Origin of the sequence: Novosphingobium sp. AAP1 (genome assembly GCF_001295765.1) — a bacterium.
Taxonomy (GTDB): Bacteria; Pseudomonadota; Alphaproteobacteria; order Sphingomonadales; family Sphingomonadaceae; genus Novosphingobium; species Novosphingobium capsulatum.
Genome location: NZ_LJHO01000011.1, coordinates 75,449 through 97,660 on the forward strand (window position 1 = coordinate 75,449; position 22,212 = coordinate 97,660).

At 64.3% G+C, this 22,212-nt stretch carries 18 protein-coding genes; 10 read left to right on the forward strand and 8 right to left on the reverse strand.

Features of this window, described 5'->3' with window-relative positions; genetic code table 11:
* Window positions 1-342 precede the first annotated feature (342 nt).
* Complete coding sequence (locus IP65_RS16825; protein WP_028657689.1) at window positions 343-1,623, forward strand: polyhydroxyalkanoate depolymerase; 1,281 nt, start codon at window positions 343-345, stop codon at window positions 1,621-1,623.
* 63 nt (window positions 1,624-1,686) lie between these two features.
* Here IP65_RS16825 and IP65_RS16830 read toward each other — a convergent pair whose 3' ends face one another.
* Both IP65_RS16830 and IP65_RS16835 read right to left on the reverse strand, forming a co-directional pair.
* Entirely contained in the window at window positions 1,687-3,045 is a 1,359-nt protein-coding gene (locus IP65_RS16830; protein WP_022675638.1) for a putative O-glycosylation ligase, exosortase A system-associated, read from the reverse strand.
* Window positions 3,038-3,244, reverse strand: coding sequence for a hypothetical protein (locus tag IP65_RS16835; protein ID WP_022675637.1), 207 nt, complete (start codon window positions 3,242-3,244; stop codon window positions 3,038-3,040). The genes IP65_RS16830 and IP65_RS16835 overlap by 8 nt, the downstream gene beginning before the upstream one ends.
* A 107-nt stretch (window positions 3,245-3,351) precedes the next feature.
* Between IP65_RS16835 and IP65_RS16840 the strand changes: the two genes are divergently transcribed.
* From IP65_RS16840 to IP65_RS16855, 4 genes are all read left to right on the forward strand, one after another.
* Complete coding sequence (locus tag IP65_RS16840; protein WP_054132381.1) at window positions 3,352-4,620, forward strand: TIGR04063 family PEP-CTERM/XrtA system glycosyltransferase; 1,269 nt, start codon at window positions 3,352-3,354, stop codon at window positions 4,618-4,620.
* Window positions 4,621-4,714: 94 nt separating this feature from the next.
* The gene (locus IP65_RS16845) at window positions 4,715-6,130 is read left to right on the forward strand and encodes a hypothetical protein (RefSeq protein ID WP_054132382.1); all 1,416 of its coding nucleotides are present in this window, start codon (window positions 4,715-4,717) and stop codon (window positions 6,128-6,130) included.
* A gap of 203 nt (window positions 6,131-6,333) precedes the next feature.
* Window positions 6,334-10,974, forward strand: coding sequence for a glutamate synthase large subunit (gene gltB / locus IP65_RS16850; protein WP_054132383.1), 4,641 nt, complete (start codon window positions 6,334-6,336; stop codon window positions 10,972-10,974).
* 13 nt (window positions 10,975-10,987) lie between these two features.
* The gene (locus IP65_RS16855) at window positions 10,988-12,421 is read left to right on the forward strand and encodes a glutamate synthase subunit beta (protein ID WP_022677463.1); all 1,434 of its coding nucleotides are present in this window, start codon (window positions 10,988-10,990) and stop codon (window positions 12,419-12,421) included.
* Between the two features lie 55 nt (window positions 12,422-12,476).
* Here the strand turns inward: IP65_RS16855 and IP65_RS16860 are convergent, their stop codons facing one another.
* A complete protein-coding gene (locus IP65_RS16860; RefSeq protein ID WP_022677462.1) occupies window positions 12,477-13,517 on the reverse strand; it encodes an aromatic ring-hydroxylating dioxygenase subunit alpha in 1,041 nt (346 codons plus the stop codon).
* A 71-nt stretch (window positions 13,518-13,588) separates the two neighbouring features.
* Here IP65_RS16860 and IP65_RS16865 point away from each other — a divergent pair, with 71 nt between their 5' ends.
* Window positions 13,589-14,146, forward strand: a complete 558-nt coding sequence (locus tag IP65_RS16865; RefSeq protein WP_022677461.1) for a TetR family transcriptional regulator — start codon at window positions 13,589-13,591, stop codon at window positions 14,144-14,146.
* Between the two features lie 5 nt (window positions 14,147-14,151).
* On the opposite strand, the gene IP65_RS16870 is transcribed toward IP65_RS16865, so the two are convergent.
* The 4 genes from IP65_RS16870 to IP65_RS16885 are packed head-to-tail and all read right to left on the reverse strand — an operon-like array spanning window position 14,152 to window position 17,381.
* The gene (locus IP65_RS16870; protein ID WP_054132384.1) at window positions 14,152-14,814 is read right to left on the reverse strand and encodes a M24 family metallopeptidase; all 663 of its coding nucleotides are present in this window, start codon (window positions 14,812-14,814) and stop codon (window positions 14,152-14,154) included.
* Window positions 14,811-15,500, reverse strand: coding sequence for a uracil-DNA glycosylase (gene ung, locus IP65_RS16875; RefSeq protein WP_022677459.1), 690 nt, complete (start codon window positions 15,498-15,500; stop codon window positions 14,811-14,813). The genes IP65_RS16870 and ung overlap by 4 nt, the downstream gene beginning before the upstream one ends.
* Window positions 15,501-15,543: 43 nt before the next feature.
* Entirely contained in the window at window positions 15,544-16,350 is an 807-nt protein-coding gene (locus IP65_RS16880; RefSeq protein WP_054132385.1) for a class I mannose-6-phosphate isomerase, read from the reverse strand.
* Complete coding sequence (locus IP65_RS16885) at window positions 16,347-17,381, reverse strand: mannose-1-phosphate guanylyltransferase (RefSeq protein ID WP_054132386.1); 1,035 nt, start codon at window positions 17,379-17,381, stop codon at window positions 16,347-16,349. The genes IP65_RS16880 and IP65_RS16885 overlap by 4 nt, the downstream gene beginning before the upstream one ends.
* Window positions 17,382-17,685: 304 nt before the next feature.
* Between IP65_RS16885 and IP65_RS16890 the strand changes: the two genes are divergently transcribed.
* From IP65_RS16890 to IP65_RS16905, 4 genes are all read left to right on the forward strand, one after another.
* Entirely contained in the window at window positions 17,686-18,306 is a 621-nt protein-coding gene (locus IP65_RS16890; RefSeq protein WP_054132387.1) for a ribonuclease D, read from the forward strand.
* Between the two features lie 27 nt (window positions 18,307-18,333).
* Window positions 18,334-18,987, forward strand: coding sequence for an LPS export ABC transporter periplasmic protein LptC (gene lptC, locus IP65_RS16895; RefSeq protein WP_054132388.1), 654 nt, complete (start codon window positions 18,334-18,336; stop codon window positions 18,985-18,987).
* Window positions 18,988-19,033: 46 nt separating this feature from the next.
* On the forward strand, window positions 19,034-19,636 hold the full coding sequence (locus tag IP65_RS16900; protein ID WP_022677454.1) for an LptA/OstA family protein: 603 nt from the start codon (window positions 19,034-19,036) through the stop codon (window positions 19,634-19,636).
* 100 nt (window positions 19,637-19,736) lie between these two features.
* Window positions 19,737-20,759: an NAD-dependent epimerase gene (locus IP65_RS16905; protein WP_082350214.1), complete on the forward strand. Its 1,023-nt coding sequence runs from the start codon at window positions 19,737-19,739 to the stop codon at window positions 20,757-20,759.
* Window positions 20,760-22,008: 1,249 nt separating this feature from the next.
* On the opposite strand, the gene IP65_RS16910 is transcribed toward IP65_RS16905, so the two are convergent.
* Window positions 22,009-22,212 (reverse strand): IS3 family transposase (locus IP65_RS16910; protein WP_156306674.1); only part of this gene is annotated, 204 nt, incomplete at its 5' end.

Here is a 22,212-nt window from a genome sequence, read left to right on the forward strand (position 1 = left end):
TCATCCGCGTCCGCCGGCGCGCCTAGGGCCGGTGCGGGCGCCTGCCCAACGGCAGGGTTGGAGCCGGGGGCGGGCATGTCCGGCGCGGGCCGTTCCTGGGGAACCTCTTCCATGGGGCGGACCTAGCCGATGGCGCGCCAGACCGGAAGGGGCCTTGCGTGCACCAGGCCATGTTCCCATCTGTTGTGGACTGATTACCGCGCGCCCTGTCCATGATGCTGCATTGCAGCCAGCGCGATTCGCAGGCACTATCGCGGCAAGGGACGCATGATTGCCGCGCTGCGCCACGCCATGCCGGCGGGCCGCGCGCGGCGGGCAGCGGATAGAAAGGCAAGTATCCACGTGCTGTACAAGGCTTATGAAATCCAGCGGTCGCTGATGAATGCGAGCAGTGCCTGGGCCTCGATGATGGCCGACCTGCTCAATGATCCGCGGCTGCCCTTTTCCGCCTATGGCCCCAACCAGACCATGGCTTCCGCGCTCGACGTGTTTGCTCACGCCACCGCGCCGCGGGGCAAGCCGGCGTTCGGGATCCGCACCATCCAGGTCGATGGCCAGGTGCACGCGGTGCACGAAACCACCGTGGTGCATCGCCCGTTCGGCGATCTCAAGCGCTTTACCCATGATGGCCTCGGCGCCGATGCGCCGCGCTTGCTGCTGGTGGCGCCGATGAGCGGGCACTATGCCACGCTGCTGCGCGGGACGGTGGAACGCCTGCTGGAACGGGCCGAGGTCTACATTACCGACTGGGCCGACGCAAAATATGTGCCGCTGGCCGAAGGACACTTCAATCTCGACGACTACATCGACTATCTTATCGGCTTTCTCGAGCATATCGGCCCGGGCACGCACATGATGGCAGTGTGCCAGCCTTCGGTGCCGGCCTTTGCCGCCACGGCGGTGCTGGCCGCGCAGAAGCATCCCTGCCGCCCACTGACGCTGACGATGATGGGCGGCCCGATCGACACGCGCGAGAGCCCCACGGCGGTCAACGATCATGCCGTGACCAAGCCTTACGTCTGGTTCAAGCACAACGTCATCACCACCGTGCCGGAAAACTATCCCGGCGCCGGACGGCAGGTCTATCCCGGCTTCGTCCAGCTCACCAGCTTCATGTCGATGAACCTGGGCAGCCACATGATGAGCCATTACAAGCTGTTCCAGCACATGGTGCAGGGCGCGGAAGAAAGCGCCGAGGCGACCAAGACGTTCTACGATGAATATCGCTCGGTCTGCGATCTGCCGGCCGAATTCTATCTCCAGACGGTGGACGTGGTGTTTCAGCGCCACGCGCTGCCGCAGGGCGAATTCATCCATCGCGGCCAGCCGGTTGACCTGGGCGCGATCACCGATACCGCGATCCTGTGCATCGAGGGGGAGCGCGACGATATTTCCGGCATCGGCCAGACCCGCGCCGCGCTCAACGTCACGCCCAACCTGCCGGCCGACATGAAGCAGTACCTGCTGGCGCCCGAAGTGGGCCACTATGGCATTTTCAACGGCTCGCGCTGGCGTAAGAGCATTGCCCCGGTGATCGAGGCATGGATGGCCCGCTTTGCCACGCGCGACGATGCCGCCGACGGCAAGCCGCGCCGTGGGCGCAAGCTGGCCGCCGTAAATTGAACTGAGCCGTTCTGCACCGCCGGCGCTTCTGTCGCGTCGGCGGTGTTTTCGTGGGGCTGGGCCTCAGGCCTGGGCAGGGATCGCCCGGCGCTGTACGAACGGCACCGGCGCGGCCCGTCGCACCCGGCCGATATAGGCCGAAAGCCCGCATTGCAGCCCCACCAGCATGTAGCAGAACGGCTGGAACGCGATGCCGACGAAGGTCGAGCCGACGAGGTAGCAGATCTGCGCCTGTTGCAGCGCATCGGCCAGCGGCGAAACCCAGGCAAATCCTTCGGGCGGGTCCTTGCGATAGCGCCGCCGGATCAGTTCCATCTGGAACACGCCCATCAGGTGCAGCAGCAGCCACAGGGCAAGGCCGGGGTAGCCCTGCTCGCCCAGCATCTCGAAATAGGCCGAGTGATAGGCGCGGCCCTTTTCCTCGATATGGTCGGTCTCGATCGCGGCGTTGTTGGCGCCGGCATAGTCAGCCTTGACCGTGTCATAGCTCACGCTGTTCTGGCGAAAGGCGTCGAAGCCGCCGCCGAACGGGTGAGTCTTGGCAAATTCGATGGTCCATTTCCACACCGCCACGCGGGTGGAAGCAGATTGGTCGGCCTGGTGATTCTTGATCGTGCCCATGCGCTCGGTAAAGCTCGACGGCAGCAGCGGCACCGCGATCAGCGCCCCGGCACAGACGATGCTGATATAGAGCATGCGCCGCCGGGTGGAGCGCAGCATCATCACCGCCAGCACTGCCGCGCAGATCAGCCCGGTGCGCGCCTGGGTGCCCACCGGCATGAGCAGGCAGGAAAAGCAGATGCCGGCGGCAAACAGCTTGGCCTTCCAGTCCGGCTTGAAGATGGTGCCGTGATTGGCCAGCCATAGCGCCAGGGGAATGACGCACATCGCCACGGTGGAAATGATCGAGCCTTCATAGAGGCCGGTATTGTCGTTCACCAGCAGGCGCAGTTCGCCATAGCCGCCGCCCGAGCTGAGCGTCTTGATCCCCCCGCCGATGACGATCACCCCCACCGAGAGCACCATGGTCAGCGTCAGCGCCTCGATGCGCAGGCGGGTGCGCAGGGTCAGCGGCAGGAACAGCGCGAAGATCAGCGCTTTCCACACCCAGTCCCACTTCGCCGCCGCCTCTACCGGGAAATCGGCGGTGCGGGTGGTGAGGCCGCAATAGACTAGCAGCAGGAGCAGCACGAACTGGCGTGGCGAGATGCGTATGCCGTTCTTGTCTTCGGCCACGATCCAGCCCAGCAGGGCGCAGGAAAACGCGATCAGCGAGATCGGGATGTGCGTAAGGAAACCCCAGCTGACCTTCTGCGGCGCGACGATATCGATATAGGCATAGGCCATCACGAACAGGAACGGCCGCTTGAGCCCGGCGCCCAGGAACGCCAGGCAGAACGCCGTGAAGAACAGGTCAAGCATCGCGCCCGGTCCTGTCGGGGTTGTTCGCGTTGGCCTGGGCACCGTCGCTATCGGGGCGTGGGCTGGGGCGCCGCCCCATCAGCGGCTGGCGGCGATTGGGCAGGGCGGGGTCATCGTCCAGATCGGCGCGGTGGACGAGCTTCCAGATCATCAGCGCCATCAGGATATGCGGCACGAAGATGGTAATCTTGTCGATCATCGTTGCGCGCCGCCTGCCATAGCCGCCGGGAATAGTGCCGCAGGGTTGACGCCGCGTTAAGCGAAGAATTTGCAGCGCGTTAAGGCTTGCTGTGCCAAGCATCGGGGATGGCCCGGATTCTCCACGTCCTCGATCACTCCCTGCCGCTACACAGCGGCTATACCTTTCGCACGCGCGCGATCCTCAAGGCGCAGGAAGGCCATGGGCTGGAAGTGCGCGGGCTGACTGGCCTGCGCCACGGTGTCTCCCCGACTGAACCCCGGCCCGAACCTGCGCCGGGCAGCGCACCGGGCGATGACCTGGAAATCCATGACGGCCTGCGCTTTCACCGCACCCCCGGCGTGGCCTCTGGCCCGCCGGGGGTGCGCGAATGGCGCGAGGCCGGGGCGCTGGCGGATCGCATCGTCGACCTGGCGCGCCAGTGGCGGCCCGACGTGTTGCATGCCCACAGCCCGGCGCTGTGCGGGCTGGCCGCGGTGCGCGCCGGCTGCCGCCTGGGGCTGCCGGTGGTCTATGAAATCCGCGCGTTCTGGGAAGACGCTGCCGTGGGCAACGGCACTGGCCGCGAGGGATCGGCGCGCTATTGGCTCACCCGGCAACTGGAAAACCGCGTCGTGGCGGGCGCCGATGCCGTCGTCACCATCTGCCAGGGCCTGAAGGATGATCTGGTGGCACGCGGCGTGGCCCCGGCCAAGATCACGATCATGCCAAACGGCGTCGACCTTGCTCTGTTCGGCACCCCGCCCGCGCCCGATGCCGCCTTGCGCGCGCAGCTCGGGCTGGGGGAAGGGCCGGTGATCGGCTTCCTTGGCAGCTTCTACCCCTATGAGGGTCTCGACGACATGATCGCCGCCATGCCGGCGATCGTGGCCGCAGTGCCCGGCGCGCGGCTGTTGCTGGTGGGCGGCGGGCCAGCGGCAGATGCCCTGCGCGCCCAGGCTGCGGCCAGCCCGGCTGCCCATGCCATCCATTTCGTCGGTCGCGTGCCGCATCACGAGGTGGACCGCTATTACGCGCTGGCCGACGTGGTGTGCTATCCGCGCAAGGCCATGCGCCTGACCGACCTGGTTACGCCATTGAAGCCGCTGGAGGCGATGGCCCAGGGCAAGCTGGTGGCGGCGAGCAACGTGGGTGGGCATCGCGAACTGATCGCTGACGGGCAGACCGGCACGCTGTTTGCGCCCGACGATCCGGCCGCGCTGGCCCAGGCCATGGTGGCGCTGTTCGCCCGCCGCGCGCAATGGGACGCGCAGCGCGCCGTGGCCCGCCGCTTTGTGGAAACCGCGCACGATTGGGCCGCCAACGCGGCGCGTTATCTTCCCGTTTACCAAGGCCTGATAGCCCAAGGGCTGGACACGCCTGGCCTGGCTGCCTGAATTGTCAGGATATTGGCTTTGGCGCAGGCTTGGGCAAAGACCGATTCGCGCCGGTTCGATGCGCAGGTGGTTGTACAAACGGGGGTAAGCACAGGTGACCAAGACCAAGCGCAAGGCCAAGGCCAAGCCGATCACCGCCCATCGCCTGTTTCCTGCCCTTGCCGCGCTGTGGTTTGCCGCGCTGTTCGGCTTGGCCAGCTTTGCCGTTCCGGTCGAACTGCTGCAGCGCGTGGTCGTTGCCAGCGGGCTGCCCCATCTTGTGGCGGCTGCCGCGCCGCCGCTCGGCTTTACCGCGCGCGCCCTGGTTGCCCTGCTGCTGACCGGGCTGGGCGGCGTCATCGGCCTGGCGCTGGGCCTGCGCCTGGGCGCCCGCCACCGCGCAGCGATCGATCCCGCCACCTGGGCCGAAGTGCAGGATGAAGCGCCGGTTGCGCCCCGGGTGCGCGCGCGCGATGCCCATCCCGACGCCCCGCCGCGCCACCCCCTGGTGGTTAGCGCGGACATGATCGATGAATCCGAAACCGCGATCCTGATCGATGAGCCCGCCAGCACGCTGCCGCGCCTGCGCCCCCTGGTGGCCGATGATGCGCTGTCGGCCGACCTGGCCCCGGCGGCCTTCGATCCCTTTGCGATCTACGAGAACGAGGAAGAACCGGCCGACCTGTTCGTGCCGCCCTCGTTCCTGACGGTAGCCCGCGAGCAAGCAGCACCCCGCGAAGAAGCCGTGGAAGCGCCGACTGAAATGCCGATCGTCGCTGAGGCAGAGGCGGACGCCGTGCCGGCGGCACAACCTGAAGTCGAAACGGCAGCCGCAGCTGAAGCCGAAGCCGAAGTGCAGGCCGAACCGGACGTCGTGAAAGAAGCGGACGTTGCAGCGCACGATCCCGCCCCGGTGGCGATGGCATCGCCCGCGCTGACGCCGTCGCTCTTTGCCAAGGCGCGTGACGCGATGGGGGAAAATGGGCCTTCGCCGGTCGCCCAGGCCGATCTCGATGGTCTGGGGCTGGTGCAACTGGTCGAGCGGCTGGCGCTGGCGATTGCCGACCACCGCCGCGCGCTCGACAGCGTCGCCGACGATCTGGCCGGGCTGGACGGCCGCGACGTGCGCGCCATGCCGCGCCCGTCGCGCCTCGGTGCGGCAGATGCTGACAGCACCGACCGGGGCCAGCCCGAAGGCGCGGTGCGCGAAGAACGCTATTCCTCGCTGCTCGACATGGCCGCGGCCGTGCGGCGGAGCGATCCGGCGCGCCATTTCCTCTCTGGCCGCGGTGCTGCATCGCCGCAGCCGGTTGTGATCTTCCCCGGCCAGGGCCGCGCCCAGCGTCCGGACGGTGATGAGGTGGCGAGCGCTGCTCCGGCGCCGTTCGAGCGGCCCTATCTGGCTGCCGTTCCCACCCGTTTTCAAGCGGTTGAGGACGAGGCCGAGGATGCCCCGCGCGATGCCGCCAGCACCGAACAGGCCCTGCGCGATGCCCTCGCCACGCTGCAACGGATGACTGCCCAACGCTGATGCTGTGATCGCATCGCCCTGCTGCGCTGCGACATTTCGGCATCGCATCCGTATTTCCCGGCACGGTTTCCCGTTTGGGTGGTCCTGACCGGTTGCAAAATAACTTTCCAACAGTCATGGGGGACTCTCGCGCAATTTTTGACGCATTCCGGCGTCGTGATTCGTGCGAGCTGTCTTTTTTGGGTGTAGGGACGATCAACGCGATGGGATTTCCGCCGGTTCAGGGCCTGTATGATCCGCGTAACGAGCATGACGCATGTGGCATGGGCTTTATTGCCCACATCAAAGGCGTCAAAAGCCACGCGATTATTGGCCAAGCCCTGGAGATTCTCCGCAATCTCGACCACCGCGGTGCCGTGGGCGCCGATCCGCTGCTGGGCGATGGCGCCGGCCTGCTGATCCAGCTGCCCGACCAGCTGTTCCGCAAGTGGGCGGCTGGCGAAGGCAAGGAACTGCCGCAGCCGGGCGACTATGCCGTGGCGATGTGCTTCCTGCCGCAGGATGAAGCCGCGCGCACGTTCGTGATCGAAAAGTTCGAGAAGTTCATCGCCAAGGAAGGCCAGGAACTGATCGGCTGGCGCGATGTGCCGACCACGCTCGATGGCCTGGGCAAGACCGTGATCGCCTCGATGCCGGTGATCCGCCAGTGCTTCATCAAGCGCGGCGAAAACTGCGCTGACCAGGACGCGTTCGAACGCAAGCTGCTGGCGATCCGCAAGCAGACGCAGAACCCGCTGGCGGCCATGGCCGAAAAGCATGGCCTGCCCGGCGTGACCGAGCTGTACATGCCCAGCTTCTCCTCGCGTACGATCGTGTACAAGGGGCTGCTGCTCGCTGGCCAGGTCGGCTCGTTCTATGACGATCTGCGCAACCCGGACTGCGTTTCGGCACTCGGCCTGGTGCACCAGCGCTTTTCCACCAACACCTTCCCCAGCTGGAAGCTGGCGCATCCGTTCCGCTTCGTGGCGCACAACGGTGAAATCAACACCGTGCGCGGCAACGTCAACTGGATGAACGCCCGCCGCCGCACCATGGAATCCGAGCTGCTCGGCCCGGATCTCGACAAGATGTGGCCGCTGATCCCGCATGGCCAGTCCGACACCGCCAGCCTCGACAACGCGCTCGAGCTGCTGGTCGCGGGTGGCTATGGCATAGCCCATGCGATGATGATGCTGATGCCCGAAGCCTGGGCCGGCAATGCGCTGATGGATGCCAAGCGCCGCGCGTTCTATGAATACCACGCTGCGCTGATGGAGCCGTGGGACGGCCCGGCGGCGGTGGCTTTCACCGACGGTCGCCAGATCGGTGCCACGCTCGATCGCAATGGCCTGCGTCCCGCGCGCTTCTCGATCACGCGTGACGATCTCGTCTGCATGGCCTCGGAAAGCGGCGTGCTGCCGTTCCGCGAGGAAGATATCGTGCGCAAGTGGCGCCTCCAGCCCGGCCGCATGCTGCTGATCGATCTGGAGCAGGGCCGCATCGTCGAGGACGACGAGCTCAAGGCCGAGCTGTCTGCCGCCGAGCCCTACGAGGAATGGCTGGGCGCGGCCCAGTACAAGCTCAAGGAACTCGAAGTGGTCGAGCCGGAAGTGGTGGCGCTGCCCGCGTCGACCGACAGCCTGCTCGATCGCCAGCAGGCCTTTGGCTACACCCAGGAAGACGTCACCAAGTTCCTGGAGCCTATGGCGGCCGTGGGCGAAGACCCGATCGGTTCGATGGGCACCGACACGCCGATTGCCGTGCTGTCCAAGCGCTCGCGCCTGCTTTACGACTATTTCAAGCAGAACTTCGCCCAGGTCACCAACCCGCCGATCGACCCGATCCGCGAGGAGCTGGTGATGAGCCTCGTCTCGATGATCGGCCCGCGCCCCAATCTGCTCGGCCACGATGCCGGCAGCCACAAGCGCCTGGAAGTGGATCAGCCGATCCTCACCAACGAGGACGTGGCCAAGATCCGCTCGGTCGAAGCCGCGCTCGATGGCGCGTTCCGCACCGCCACGATCGACACCACCTGGGACGCGGCCTCGGGCGCCGATGGCCTGGCCATGGCGATCAAGGAAATGTGCTGGGCGGCGACCGAAGCGGTGCTGGCCGACAAGAACATCCTGATCCTGTCGGACCGCGCGCAAAGCGCTGATCGCATCGCCATGCCGGCCCTGCTTGCGACCGCCGCCGTGCACCATCACCTGGTGCGCCAGGGCCTGCGCATGCAGACCGGGCTGGTCGTGGAAACCGGCGAAGCGCGCGAAGTGCATCACTTCTGCGTGCTCGCCGGCTATGGCGCCGAGGCGGTGAACCCTTATCTGGCGTTCGAAACGCTCGAGGCGATCCGCGTCGACAAGGGCCTGCCGCTCACGCCCTATGATGTTCAGAAGAACTACATCAAGGCGATCGGCAAGGGCATCCTCAAGGTCATGTCCAAGATGGGCATCTCGACCTACCAGTCCTATTGCGGCGCGCAGATCTTCGACGCCGTCGGCCTATCGTCGGGCTTCATCGACCAGTACTTCACTGGCACCGCCACCTCGATCGAGGGCGTCGGTCTCAAGGAAGTGGCCGAGGAAACCGTGCGCCGCCATGCCACGGCCTATGGCGACAACCCGATCTACAAGAAGATGCTCGACGTGGGCGGCATGTACCAGCTGCGCCTGCGCGGCGAAGAGCATGCCTGGACGGCCGGCAACATCGCCAGCCTGCAGCACGCCGTGCGCGGCAACATTCCTGAAAAGTACAAGGAATTTGCCCAGACGATCAACGACCAGTCGGAACGGATGCTCACCATCCGTGGCCTAATGGAGCTCAAGCCGGCCGACAAGCCGCTCAGCCTCGATGAGGTCGAGCCGGCCAGCGAGATCGTCAAGCGCTTTGCCACTGGCGCGATGAGCTTCGGCTCGATCAGCCGCGAGGCGCATACCACGCTGGCGATCGCGATGAACCGCATCGGCGGCAAGTCAAACACGGGTGAGGGCGGGGAAGAACCCGATCGCTTCAAGCCACTGGCCAACGGCGATTCGATGCGCTCGGCGATCAAGCAGGTCGCTTCGGGCCGCTTTGGCGTCACCGCAGAATACCTCGTCAATGCCGACGACATCCAGATCAAGATGGCCCAGGGCGCCAAGCCCGGTGAAGGTGGCCAGCTGCCGGGTGACAAGGTCGACAAGGTGATCGGCAAGACCCGCCACTCGACGCCGGGTGTTGGCCTGATCTCGCCGCCGCCGCACCACGACATCTATTCGATCGAAGACCTTGCCCAGCTGATTCACGATCTCAAGAACGTGAACACCAAGGCGCGCGTCTCGGTAAAGCTGGTGTCGGAAGTGGGCGTGGGCACCGTGGCTGCGGGCGTGTCCAAGGCGCGTGCCGACCATGTCACGATCTCGGGCTATGAAGGCGGGACCGGCGCTTCGCCGCTGACCTCGCTGACGCATGCCGGCAGCCCGTGGGAAATCGGCCTGGCGGAAACCCAGCAGACCCTGCTGCTCAACAACCTGCGCAGCCGCATCTGCGTGCAGGCCGATGGCGGCCTGCGCACGGGCCGCGACGTGGCGATCGCCGCGTTGCTCGGCGCCGACGAGTTCGGCTTTGCCACCGCGCCGCTGATCGCGGCCGGGTGCATCATGATGCGCAAGTGCCACCTCAACACCTGCCCGGTGGGCGTGGCCACGCAGGACCCGGTGCTGCGCGCGCGCTTCACCGGCCAGCCCGAGCACGTGATCAACTACTTCTTCTTCGTTGCCGAAGAGCTGCGCGCGATCATGGCCGAGATGGGCTTCCGCACCATTGCCGAGATGGTCGGCCGGGTTGACCGGCTCGATACCCGCAAGGTCGTCGCCAACTGGAAGGCCCAGGGCGTCGATCTCACGCGCCTGCTGCACAAGGTGGAGCCGGTGGCAGGGACCAGCCTCAACTGGACCGGTCATCAGGATCACGGCCTTGATGCCGCGCTCGACAACGATCTGATCGCGGCGGCCGCACCGGCGCTGGAAGCGGGCGAGGCGGTGCGCATCGAACGCCCGGTGATTAACGTCAACCGCACCGTGGGCGCGATGCTCTCGGGCGAAGTGGCGCGGCGCTATGGCCACGCCGGCCTGCCCGACAACACGATCAACATCGCGTTCAAGGGCGTGGCGGGCCAGTCGTTCGCCGCATTCCTCGCCCATGGTGTCACGCTCGATCTGGTCGGTGATGCCAACGACTATGTCGGCAAGGGCCTGTCGGGTGGCCGGGTGATCGTGCGCCAGCCGGCGCATGTCGACCGCGAGGCAGCCGAGAACATCATCGTCGGCAACACCGTGCTCTATGGTGCGATTGCCGGGGAAGCGTTCTTCAACGGCGTGGGCGGCGAACGCTTTGCCGTGCGCAATTCGGGCGCCCTCGCGGTGGTCGAAGGCACAGGCGACCATGGCTGCGAATACATGACCGGGGGCGTCGTCGTCGTGCTGGGCAAGACCGGCCGCAACTTTGCCGCCGGGATGTCTGGCGGCGTGGCCTATGTCTATGACATGGACGGTAACTTTGCCTCGCTCGTCAACGGTGCCATGGTCGACGTGCTGCCGGTTTCGGCTGACCGCGACGAAGACGACGGTGCCGGCCGCCCGCAACAGCGTGGAGTGGACGTCAACGACTTCGGCATGGGTGACATGCTGCGCCATGATGCCGATCGTCTGCGCGTGCTGATCGAGCGCCACCTGCTTCATACCGGGTCCAAGCGGGCCCGCGCGATCCTCGACAACTGGGATCAGGAAGTGGTGCGTTTCGTCAAGGTCATGCCGCGCGACTATGCGCGTGCGCTCCGCCAGCTTGAGGCTGAACGCCTTGAAGCCGCGTCGGTCGCTGCGGAATAAGGAATAGAATACAATGGGTAAGGCAACCGGCTTTCTCGAACTCGATCGCAAGGACCGGGGCTATGACGCCCCGGCCGAGCGCCTCAAGCACTATCGCGAGTTCATCGTTCCCCATGACGAAGCCTCGCTCAAGGGCCAGGCCTCGCGCTGCATGAACTGCGGCATTCCCTATTGTCACAACGGCTGTCCGGTGAACAACCAGATCCCGGACTGGAACCACCTGGTCTACGAAAGCGACTGGCGCGAGGCGCTGGACAACCTGCACTCGACCAACAATTTCCCCGAATTTACCGGCCGCGTCTGCCCCGCCCCGTGCGAGGCCGCCTGCACGCTCAACATTGTCGACCAGCCGGTCACCATCAAGTCGATCGAATGCGCCATCGTCGACAAGGGCTGGAAGGAAGGCTGGATCGAGCCGCAGGTGCCGGCGAAGAAGACCGGCAAGTCGGTGGCAGTGGTCGGCTCGGGCCCGGCCGGCATGGCCGCCGCGCAGCAGTTGGCGCGCGCTGGCCATTCGGTGACCGTGTTCGAAAAGTCGGATCGCGTTGGCGGCCTGCTTCGCTACGGCATTCCCGACTTCAAGATGGAAAAGCACCTGATCAACCGTCGTCTCGTACAGATGATGGCCGAAGGCGTGGATTTCCGCACCTCGGTGGAAGTGGGCGTGACCGTGTCGGTCGACTCGCTCAAGGAAAACTTCGATGCCGTGGTGCTGTCTGGTGGCGCCGAAGATCCCCGGCCGATCGGCATCCCCGGCTTCGAACTGCCGGGCGTGCGCTTTGCCATGGAATTCCTGACGCAGCAGAACAAGCGCGTGGCCGGTGACGATGAAATCCGCGCCGCGCCGCGTGGTTCGCTCACTGCCACGGGCAAGCACGTTGTGGTGATCGGCGGCGGTGACACCGGCTCTGACTGCGTTGGCACGTCGAACCGCCAGGGCGCCCTCTCGGTGACCCAGCTCGAAATCATGCCGCGTCCGCCCGAAAAGGAAGACAAGGCGCTGACCTGGCCGAACTGGCCGCTCAAGCTGCGCACCTCGTCCAGCCACGAAGAAGGCGTGACCCGCGAATTCGCCGTGCTGACCAAGCGCGTGGTGGGCCAGAATGACGTGACCGGCCTGGAATGCGTGCGCGTCGAATGGGTCGACGGCAAGATGCAGGAAGTGCCGGGCAGCGAATTCGTGATCAAGGCCGATCTCATCCTGCTCGCCATGGGCTTTGTCGGCCCGCGCAAGCAGGGCCTCCTCGAACAGGCTGGCGTGGAACTTGATCCGCGCGGCAACGTCAAGGGCAACACGGTCGATTACAAGACCAGCGTGGACGGCATCTTCGCTTGCGGCGACATGCGCCGTGGCCAGAGCCTGGTGGTCTGGGCGATCCGCGAAGGTCGCCAGTGCGCCCGCGCCGTGGACGAAGCGCTGATGGGCGTGACCGAGCTGCCGCGCTGAACGGCCGCAGCAGCATCGAACCAAAGGAAGGGCGCCCGCAACGGGCGCCCTTTGCTTATGCGATAGCCGCTTGTTCGGCGGCAGCCATCTTTTCGACCAGGCGGTTGAACAAGGTGATGCCGCGATCATGCACGGTGGGCATGACCCGGGGATGCGCGGTTTGCGCGATGACCCGGTGCTGCGCCTCGATCATGGTCTTGTCTTCGGCAAAGGCTTGGCCAGCCATTTCCATCAGCCGATCGCGCAAGGCTTCATCGCCAAAGCGGCGATGGGGACCCCAGGAAAAGAAATAGCGGGCGGTGGTCTCGGTCATCGGTGTCACGGCCTGGCTGGTGAACGTGATGCCGCCGGTTGCCAGGGCATCGTCGGGTTGGCCGTAGCCGCAGGCCTTTGCCGTACCCAGTGGGAAGGTTCCGCCGGTCATCAGCAGCACCCCCGGCAGCAGAAAATCATAGGTCATGTAGCTGTCGATCGGCGTTGCCGAACTGCGCGCCGATGATCCCAACGAGTTTTCGATCCAGCGCTCGTAGCGTACGCCGCGCGATATCGGGGTAATGCGCGCAGGCGAGTTGGCAAATTCGGGTCCGGAGCCGAAACTTTGCGTATGCACGAACGACAAGTGGCTGAAATCGAGCAGATTGTCGTTGATGAGCCGGGCCGGCGCGGCATAGTCCAACTGTCCATGGCCCAGCACATAGTCGGGATGATCGAGGCCGACCGCCGGCGGAATCAAGGTGTGATCTGCCTGGACCGGGTCACCTGGCCAGATCCACACCCAGCTATGGCGCTCGACAACGGGATAGGCCTTGACCCGCGCCTGGGCCGGTATCGCGTCCTGGCCCGGTATGGCGATGACCTGCCCTGCGCCGTTGAACAGCAGGCCGTGATACATGCAGCGCAGATTGGCGCCTTCGCAGCGCCCGAGGGATAGCGGCGCCATACGGTGCACGCAGCGGTCCTCCAAGGCGAAGAGCTGCCCCGTCGCATCGCGCCACAGCACGATCCGCTCGTCCAGAATGGTCAGGGCCTGCGGAACCTGCACGCCGATATCCTGGCTCCACGCTGCGACATACCAGGCGTTGCGCACATAAGGCATGGCTCTCTCCCCTTGATTCTGCTGTCTGATCTTGGTTGACTTAACAGTGTTAAGGAGTCAACCCGGCAAGCATGAAGACCCCAGCACAAGGCAGCCTCGATCGTGCCCACCTCGTGGCGACGGCGTTTGTCCTCCTGGAGGACGAGGGGCTGGATCGGCTGAGCATGCGGCGATTGGCGGCGCGACTGGGCGTTCAGGCGCCCGCGCTCTATTGGCATGTGCGAGACAAGGGCGAACTGCTCGGGCTGATGGCGGGCGCGATCTATGCCGCCGCCTATGCCGGCGTCGGCGATGTGCAGGGAGACTGGCGCGCCTGGCTAGGCGCTTTCGGGGCTGCACTGCGCGGCAGCCTGGCGGCGCATCGCGATGGCGTGCACCTGTGCGCCGGGGCGCATCCGGTAGCGCATGGATCTGTTGAGGAGCAGGCCCGCCGCATCGCCGCCCCAGTGGTGGCGCTGGGCCTCACGCAGGAGCAGGCCCTGGCCTATCAGGCTGCGGTGATTTCGTTCACGCTGGGCTGGGCGACCTTCGAAGCCAATGGTCCGATGCGCGATCATCTGCACGCGATGATGGATTTTCCCGCTGCGTTCACGACCGGGCTCGATGCCCTGGTGCGCGGCCTGGGTTGAGCCCTTTAGATCAACAGGTCTTCGTAGAACGCCCCGAACGCCCGGGTGGAGTGGCGGATCTGGATTTCCAGGATCCACAGGCCAGCGGTGGGCAGGCTGTCAAGATCGCCGAGCTTACCCGCCTGGCGGGAGGGGTGGGGGTAATCGGCCGCGCGATGGCCGCGCACATCGAGGTTGAGCTGCCACCCCATGGCCGCCGCTTCTTCCGCTGCCCGTGCATAGAGCGCGGTGCCGCGGATCGCGCCGTGATTCCAGATGGCGGCCACGCGGTGCCACAGGTCGCGCGCGGCCGCGGCGCAGGCGTGCATGTCCGGGTCTTCGCCCACCGCATAGCTGGCGCCGACATCGGCCTCATGGCCCAGGAGAACGGGGCCGATGTCGATGAAAAAGATGTCGTCCTGGCCAAGTGCGAGGTCTTCGCCGCCACGGTCGCTGAAGACGCGCAAGGTGTTGGCACCAAAACGCACCATCATCGGGTGCCAGGCCTCGCCCATGCCCAGTTCGCCAAGAACGGCTTGGCCGATCGCTCTTGCCTCGCTTTCGCGCAGGCCGGGGTGCATGGCTGCGGCAATCTGCTCCACGGCGGTCCAGGCCAGGGCCTGGGCCTGCCGCATTGCCGGCAGCGACCAGTTGGGCCCAACCGAATCGGCGCCGGTCGGGGCATTCATGGATCGACCCGCCAGTCGATCGGCGCCTGTCCGTGGCTCTCCAGGAAGGCGTTGGTCTTGCTGAAATGGCGGCAGCCGAAGAATCCGGCATGGGCCGACAGCGGGCTGGGATGCGGCGCCTTGAGCACGAGATGCGCACCAGAGGCGAGGCCGGGCACGCGCGCGGCCTTTTTCTGGGCGTGGCTGCCCCACAGCAGGAACACGATGGGATCAGGCCGCGCTGCCACGGCGGCAACCGCCGCATCGGTGAATTCTTCCCACCCCTTGCCCTGGTGCGATCCGGCTTGGCCTGCCTCCACCGTCAATGCGTTGTTGAGCAGTAGAACACCCTGCCGGGCCCAGTGAGTGAGATTGCCATGGGCCGGCCGCGGCAGGCCCAGATCGCTTTCCAGTTCCTTGTAGATGTTGACCAGGCTGGGCGGCACTTTCAGCCCGCGCTGCACCGAGAAGGCCAGCCCCATCGCCTGGCCCGGGCCATGGTAAGGATCCTGCCCCAGGATCACCACTTTCACGGCCGGAAGCGGCGTCAACTCCAGGGCAGCCAGCCGTTCGCCTCGTGGCGGATAGATTGTCTTGCCTGCGGCTTCCTCTGCTTTCAGGAAACCGCCGAGGGCCCGTAAGGGGCGGCTGGCCAGGACAGGATCAAGGGCAGCAGCCCAGCTTTCAGGAACCGAAGAAGCGCTCATGCCCCGGGCCTATCACGGACAAGGCGATGCGCGCTATCTTCAATCAGGTGGCGGGACGCACGATGATGGCCTGGCCCTGGGGATCGAACGTCAGTGCATCGATGCTTGCTGCCGAAGCGCAGTCGCCTGGGTTCAGCACGTCGTCGCCCAGCGTGACGCTGCCGCTGCGCGGGATGACCAGCAATGGGCCGGCATATTCGGCACGCAGCGCTGCGTCGGGTACGCCCTGCAGCCGGTGCGCGGTGAAATAGGCGCCATGCGCTAGTTCCACAGTGCCGGTATCGGGAATGTGCCGGTGCAGCGCGGGATCGAGCGGTTCGCCACGCGACACAGCGATGCCGGCATCGAGATGCAATTCGCGCGGGCGGCCATAGTCATAGAGGCGATAGGTAATGTCGCTGTTCTGCTGGATCTCGATCACGCTCACGCCGGCGCCAATCGCGTGCACCGTGTTGGCCGGGATATAAAAGAAATCGCCCGGCTTGACCGGATGCCACACCAGCATGTCCTCGATGCTGCCATCGAGCGCTGCCGCACGCATGGTGTCATGGTCGACATGGTCCTTGAAGCCGACGCCCAGTGTGGCCCCGGGTTCAGCAGCGATGACCAGCCAGCATTCTTCCTTGCCCCGGTCCTTTTCGCCCGCAGCCGCCGCTTGCTCATCGCTCGGGTGAACCTGGACCGAAAGCTTCTCGCTGGTGAAGATGTACTTCACCAGCAGGCTGGGAACATCGGCGGGCGGCTCGAACCAGATCTCGCCGATGCGCTTGCCTTCTGGCGCGGAGAACGGGGCGGGAAGAACATCCTTGCCCCAGGGCTTTTCAACTTCGCGGATCGGCAGCTTGCTCATTGGTTGGCGGCCCCTTGCAGTTTGCCGACAAGTTGCGCCCCTTCGGGCGTGCACACCAGGATTTCATCGCCATCGACGACTACGATGAGATTGCTGGCGCCTACCACCGACACGCGCGGACCATCGGTATGGACCAGCACGTTGCTGCAGTTTTTCAGTTCGACCCGGCCCTTGGTGGCATTGCCCACGTCGTCCTTGTCGAGCGCTTCGTGCAGTGCTTGCCAGTTGCCGATATCGGACCAAGCCATCGTTGCCGGCACCATGGCGGCGCGATCGGTCTTTTCCATCACGGCATAGTCCACCGATTCGCCCGCGATCTTGGCAAACTCGGCCGGATCAGGATGGAAGGCGTTGCCGTCGGCACGGCCCTTGTCCACCGCCGCGCGCACCGCACCGGCAATATCGGGGCGGTGCTTGTCGAGTTCGTCGAGGAAATGGCCGGCGCGGAAGGCAAAGATGCCACCGTTCCAGGCATAACCACCATCCGCGAGGAAGGCTTGAGCGCGTTCAAGATCCGGCTTTTCGACAAAGCGTTCCACTTTGCGGCCGCCAGTGCCTTCGATCGGATCGCCTTGCTTGAGATAGCCAAAACCCGTTTCCGGGGTGGTGGCGGCAATGCCGAAGGATACCAGCCAGTCGTCGGCGGCCAGCTTGGCCGCAGCTTTGGCTGAAGCCTGAAAGGCATCGCAATCGCCGATATGGTGATCGCTTGGGCAGACCAGCATGATCGCATCGCCCGGCAGGCGCAGCGCCGCGAGCGCGATGGCCGCTGCGGTGTTCTTGCCTTCCGGTTCCACGATGATCTGGCTGGCGGCCGGATCAGGCAACTGGTCGACCACATGATCGAGATGTTGCGCGCCGGTAACCACGATCGGCGGCGAAAAGCCAGCTTTGATGCTGCAGCGCAGCACTGAAGCTTCGAAAAGGGTCGTATCACCGACCAGCGGCAAGAACGGCTTGGGCTTTGCCTTGCGCGAACGGGGCCACAAACGGGTGCCACTGCCGCCGCACAGAATAACCGGTGTGATCATGGTCTTAGACGTTCCTGATTGCGTGGTCCCAAGTGCCATTTTCTGGCCCTTTACGATAACTTGCCTTGGTCTGAGCAGCTACATGCTGCGGTGGATATACCGCACACTCCGGTAGGGTGATACGGCACCGCTGCCTATTTCTAGAGGACGGTGTTGAGAGCTGCAACCGCCAATACGTTGCAGCACGGAATCGCGATTGTGCGCTGCGCCGCGTTTTTCGCCCTGGGTGCGAATGCGCGCTTGGCGCAGCATGTGGCAGCCCTTGGGCTTGCCGGTCGCGCTGAACCGGCCTAAGCACGCGGACATGGCCGTTTACCTGCATGAACAAGACCTGCCTTCCGCTGATTTGCTGGCGCCGGGCATCGTAGCTGTCGACACCGAGACGATGGGTTTGATCACGCCGCGCGACCGGCTGTGCGTGGTGCAGATTTCCGACGGACAAGGTGACGAACACTTGGTGCGTTTCAAGGTGGGCAGCGATTACGCCGCGCCGAATCTTTGTGCGATCCTTTCCGATCCGACCCGGCTCAAGCTCTATCATTTCGCCCGATTCGATCTGGCGGCGATCCATCATTACTTGGGTGTGATGGCTACCCCCGTGTTCTGCACCAAGATCGCATCCAAGCTGGTACGGACTTACACAGACCGGCATGGCTTGAAAGATCTGGTGCGCGAACTGCTCGGCAAGGAGCTTTCCAAGCAGCAGCAGTCCAGCGATTGGGGCGGGGAGGTGCTGAGTGATGCCCAACTCGAATATGCCGCATCCGATGTGCGCTATCTTCACGGGGCCCATACCATTCTTGTGGAACGCCTCGCACGCGAAAAGCGTTCCGAGATCGCCCAGGCCTGTTTCGACTTTCTGCCGACACGAGCTCTTCTCGACATCGCTGGCTGGGCCGATCGCGATATCTTCAGCCACGAGTAAGCCTGCACCTGCCATGATCTTCACGCCATGACCATCCAGGCAGAACAGATACGCAGCCGCCGCCGCCATAAGGCGGCGCCGGGCGGGCGGCATGATCGCACCGTACGCTTGCTGGCCGTGCTGCTGCCTGGGCTGATCGGCGCATTGCTCGCAGTGATGGTACTGAGCCCCTTAGCGCCCCGCGGAGAGATCAGCTTTTTGCTAGACCGCACCAAGGTGGCGGTCGTGCAAGATCGTCTCAAAGTGGTGAGCGCGATGTATCGGGGCGCGGACAATAAGGGGCGGACCTTTTCGGTGACCGCTGGCAATGCCGTGCAGCATTCCGCGGCGCAGGATGTGGTCCAGCTGAAAGACGTGACTGCCCGAGTCATGCTCAAGAACGGGCCGGCGATCCTGACGACGCAGCAGGGTGCCTATGATTTCGGCAAGCAGTTCATCAAGGTGCCGGGCGTGGTCAATTTCGAAAGCTCTGACGGCTATCGCATGATCACCGACGGTGCCTCGATCGACCTGACAAAGCGGCAACTGGTCAGCGATGGGCACGTCAATGGCCGCCTGCCCACCGGCACTTTTTCAGCAGACCGCATCGTGGCCAATCTTGACGATCGGGTTGTGACGCTGGAAGGGCATGCCCACATGCGGATGGATCAAGGTAAGCTGCCGCTGCCAGCCAAGCCTTGAGGCCATCCTGGCCGTAACGCGCGATTCGACGAGGACAACGCTGAAGATGATCGACCCGCTTCCTTCTTCGCCGCGCGCAACCGACCGCGTGTCCACGCGTGTTCTGGCGCTGCGTTCCCTGGCTTGCGGCTTTGCCCTGTCGGCGGCGGTGGTGGCGGGGTCTGCGCATCTCGATGCACAGACCTTTGGCAAGCACAACTCCAACGCGCCGGTGAATTTCGGTGCAGACCGCATGGAGTTGCAGGACAAGCAGAAGCGCGTGGTGCTGACCGGTAATGTCGACATCACCCAGGAAGACCTGCGGCTGCAAGCGGCGCGCACCACGCTGGCCTATACTGATGCGCAGACCGTGCAGGTCCAGCGCATCGACGCTGCCGGCGGCGTGGTGGTGACGCGGGGCGACCAGCGCGCCAGCGGCAACACCGCAGTTTACGATATTCCGCGCAAGATTATCACCATGGTGGGCAATGTCGCGCTGCGCCGGGGCAAGGACACGCTCAATGGTGGTCGTCTCGTGATTGACCTCAACACCGGGCTGTCGAGCGTCGATGGCCGTAGCGGCGGTGCGCCGAGCGGCACGGGTGGCACTACGACAACATCAAGCGGCCGCGTGACCGGCACGTTCAACGTGGCCAAGAAGGCCAGCTGACCACTTTTCCAAGCGCACTAATGGGTTACACTTTGTTCGCTTCTGCCAGGTATGGCAGGAGCGAAACTGCGGCGTTGTTGCCCGAATATGGAGATGCGGCTTGGCTACCCTGGTTACCGGCAATGCCGGCTTCATCGGTTTTCACACGGCCAAGGCGCTGATGGAACGCGGCGATGCCGTGGTTGGTCTGGACGTGGTCAACGATTACTACGATCCCGCCATCAAGGAGGCACGCCTCAGGGTTCTGGAAGAAACTGCCGCGCGTACGGGGGCGCCCTATCGGTTTTTCCGCGCCAACCTAGCAGATCGCCTCGCGGTAGAGCAGGCCTTTGCCCAGGGCTGTGTGCGCCGCGTGGTCAATCTCGCGGCACAGGCGGGCGTGCGCTATTCGATCGAAAATCCCCACGCCTATATTGAAAGCAACATCGTGGGCTTTACCAATATCCTCGAGGCCTGCCGCCATGGTGGGATCGAGCATCTCGTCTATGCCTCGACGAGTTCGGTCTATGGCGCCAACAAGGCGATGCCGTTCAGCGAGCACGTCGGCGTGGACCATCCCCTGCAGTTCTACGCGGCCACCAAGAAGGCCAACGAGCTGATGGCGCACAGCTACAGCCATCTCTATCGACTGCCGACCACTGGCCTGCGCTTCTTCACGGTCTACGGCCCGTGGGGCCGGCCAGACATGGCGCTGTTCCTGTTCGCGCGGGCCATTCTTGATGGCACGCCGATCAACGTGTTCAACCACGGCAACCACACGCGCGATTTCACCTATGTGGACGATATAGTCGCCGGGGTGATCCGCGCGCTGGATCGCCCCGCCAGGCCCGATCCGGCATGGGATGCGATCAAACCCGACCCGGCTACCTCCAACGCACCCTATCGAATCTACAACATCGGCAACAACTCTCCCGTCAAGCTCACGGCCTATATCGAAGCGCTGGAAGAGGCGCTGGGGCGCAAGGCAGAGCGCAATCTGTTACCGTTGCAGGCTGGTGACGTACCCGACACTTTTGCTGATGTATCCGATCTCGAACGCGAGCTGGGATATAAGCCTGCGACCTCGGTGCGCGAAGGCGTGGCGCGTTTCGTCGACTGGTATCGCCAATACCATGGGGTGTGATGGCGCGTTCATAAAATGAGTGGAGTGATATCGGCCGGTTAGGCCTTCCGCCCGCTTGAAATGCTTCTGCTCAAAGATGAGGGCGGTCCCCGGGGATGAAGGTAACAGTGGGCTCGGCGGCGGCAAGCCGAGCACGATTTTTCGCGACGGGAAACGCAGGTATGCCCCTTATGCCTTGACCGCCGCCTCCACGCGCGGCCGCTTGAGCAGTTCAACTGTTGGGGAGCAGACCGTGCCAAACGGTCCATGTTGTCATGGCAATCCACTAGGCCCTGGTACGCGAGCTGGAGCTTACCCATGCCAGCCGCCGAAAGACGCCTGACCCGGATGGACTACGCTGGAGCGTATGTGGGTGGCATCAGATCAAGCTAGGGTCAGAAAAGAACCGTGATACCGCCGCCTTCGTCATGCCCATGCTCAAAATGGATGCCATTCTGCATCAGCCCAGGACACACACCGGTGTGTGCTGATCAGGCTTGGCAATCAACTGCCGGTGAATGTCCGTGGGCTGAGATCAGCGTCATCAGTGTGACCGCGTTTCTGATCGCGCCGCTGTTAGATGCGCCATTGACTGCCTGGCCGGTTGGAGCCGAAATGAGTCGACGCGGTGAGTCCCGGCCAGAGTCACGCTCGATCCTTTGACCATCCATCCCGCCGATCGCGCTAAGACCAGGAATGCGAGGCTCGTGCAGAGCTTGAGCCGCTACTCCGCTTTTGCAAGGCGGCGGAGATTTTCAATAGCAAGCGCATGTAAAATGAGAGTGCGGAGCGCAAGCTTGGAAAAGGCAGAAAAACGCCCGCTTCGCTGCCACCCAGCTTCCATGATTGCGGCTAGTATTCGTCCGAACCCGTGGGACGCTGCTATGCCTTCGCGCATGAGGTGTATGCCCCGATTGCCGGTCCGATGCGAAGCATTGTGGCCCGGTAAACCAGTTGCTGCATAACCTATCGATGGATGATGGCGCGTAAACCGCAGGCTAAGCCGGGGCGCACTTGAGTCCATCCTGCAACTTTTCGATCGTGACTCGCTTGCATTGAGGCAACACGCAAAAACAAGGCGCTTGATGCTGTTCGGCTGATCGGGCCGCTGAATATCCGCACGAGAGGGAAGGGTGATGGCGGTGCTGAGCACAACGTACTGAAATCATGCGCTGTCTCTTTTCCAACCGCAATGGCTTGGTGCCGAGAGTCCGTTTGAGAAAGCTGTCGCGCAGCGGCGGCGTGCGTGGTTTGGGTAGCCCCTAGTTTTCTAGACGCCTTGGGCATTCAAAATCTGCTGCCGTTCGAACTCGATGGGCGATAGCATCCCGTTCCTGACATGCTTGCGGACCGGGTTGTAGAACATCTCGGTGTAATCGAATACATCCTGCCGGGCTTCCTCGCGGGTTTTGTAGGTCCGCCTGCGGATGCGCTCGCGCTTGAGCGAAGAGAAGAAGCTCTCCGCCACGGCATT

What these genes read in the sequence shown, in the direction of transcription:
- IP65_RS16830 (WP_022675638.1), bottom strand. Translation starts at nt 3,045, where the DNA reads ATGCTTGACCTGTTCTTCACGGCGTTCTGCCTGGCGTTCCTGGGCGCC.
- IP65_RS16835 (WP_022675637.1), bottom strand. Translation starts at nt 3,244, where the DNA reads ATGATCGACAAGATTACCATCTTCGTGCCGCATATCCTGATGGCGCTG.
- IP65_RS16840 (WP_054132381.1), top strand. Translation starts at nt 3,352, where the DNA reads ATGGCCCGGATTCTCCACGTCCTCGATCACTCCCTGCCGCTACACAGC.
- gltB (WP_054132383.1), top strand. Translation starts at nt 6,334, where the DNA reads ATGGGATTTCCGCCGGTTCAGGGCCTGTATGATCCGCGTAACGAGCAT.
- IP65_RS16855 (WP_022677463.1), top strand. Translation starts at nt 10,988, where the DNA reads ATGGGTAAGGCAACCGGCTTTCTCGAACTCGATCGCAAGGACCGGGGC.
- IP65_RS16860 (WP_022677462.1), bottom strand. Translation starts at nt 13,517, where the DNA reads ATGCCTTATGTGCGCAACGCCTGGTATGTCGCAGCGTGGAGCCAGGAT.
- IP65_RS16865 (WP_022677461.1), top strand. Translation starts at nt 13,589, where the DNA reads ATGAAGACCCCAGCACAAGGCAGCCTCGATCGTGCCCACCTCGTGGCG.
- IP65_RS16870 (WP_054132384.1), bottom strand. Translation starts at nt 14,814, where the DNA reads ATGAATGCCCCGACCGGCGCCGATTCGGTTGGGCCCAACTGGTCGCTG.
- ung (WP_022677459.1), bottom strand. Translation starts at nt 15,500, where the DNA reads ATGAGCGCTTCTTCGGTTCCTGAAAGCTGGGCTGCTGCCCTTGATCCT.
- IP65_RS16880 (WP_054132385.1), bottom strand. Translation starts at nt 16,350, where the DNA reads ATGAGCAAGCTGCCGATCCGCGAAGTTGAAAAGCCCTGGGGCAAGGAT.
- IP65_RS16885 (WP_054132386.1), bottom strand. Translation starts at nt 17,381, where the DNA reads ATGATCACACCGGTTATTCTGTGCGGCGGCAGTGGCACCCGTTTGTGG.
- IP65_RS16890 (WP_054132387.1), top strand. Translation starts at nt 17,686, where the DNA reads ATGGCCGTTTACCTGCATGAACAAGACCTGCCTTCCGCTGATTTGCTG.
- lptC (WP_054132388.1), top strand. Translation starts at nt 18,334, where the DNA reads ATGACCATCCAGGCAGAACAGATACGCAGCCGCCGCCGCCATAAGGCG.
- IP65_RS16900 (WP_022677454.1), top strand. Translation starts at nt 19,034, where the DNA reads ATGATCGACCCGCTTCCTTCTTCGCCGCGCGCAACCGACCGCGTGTCC.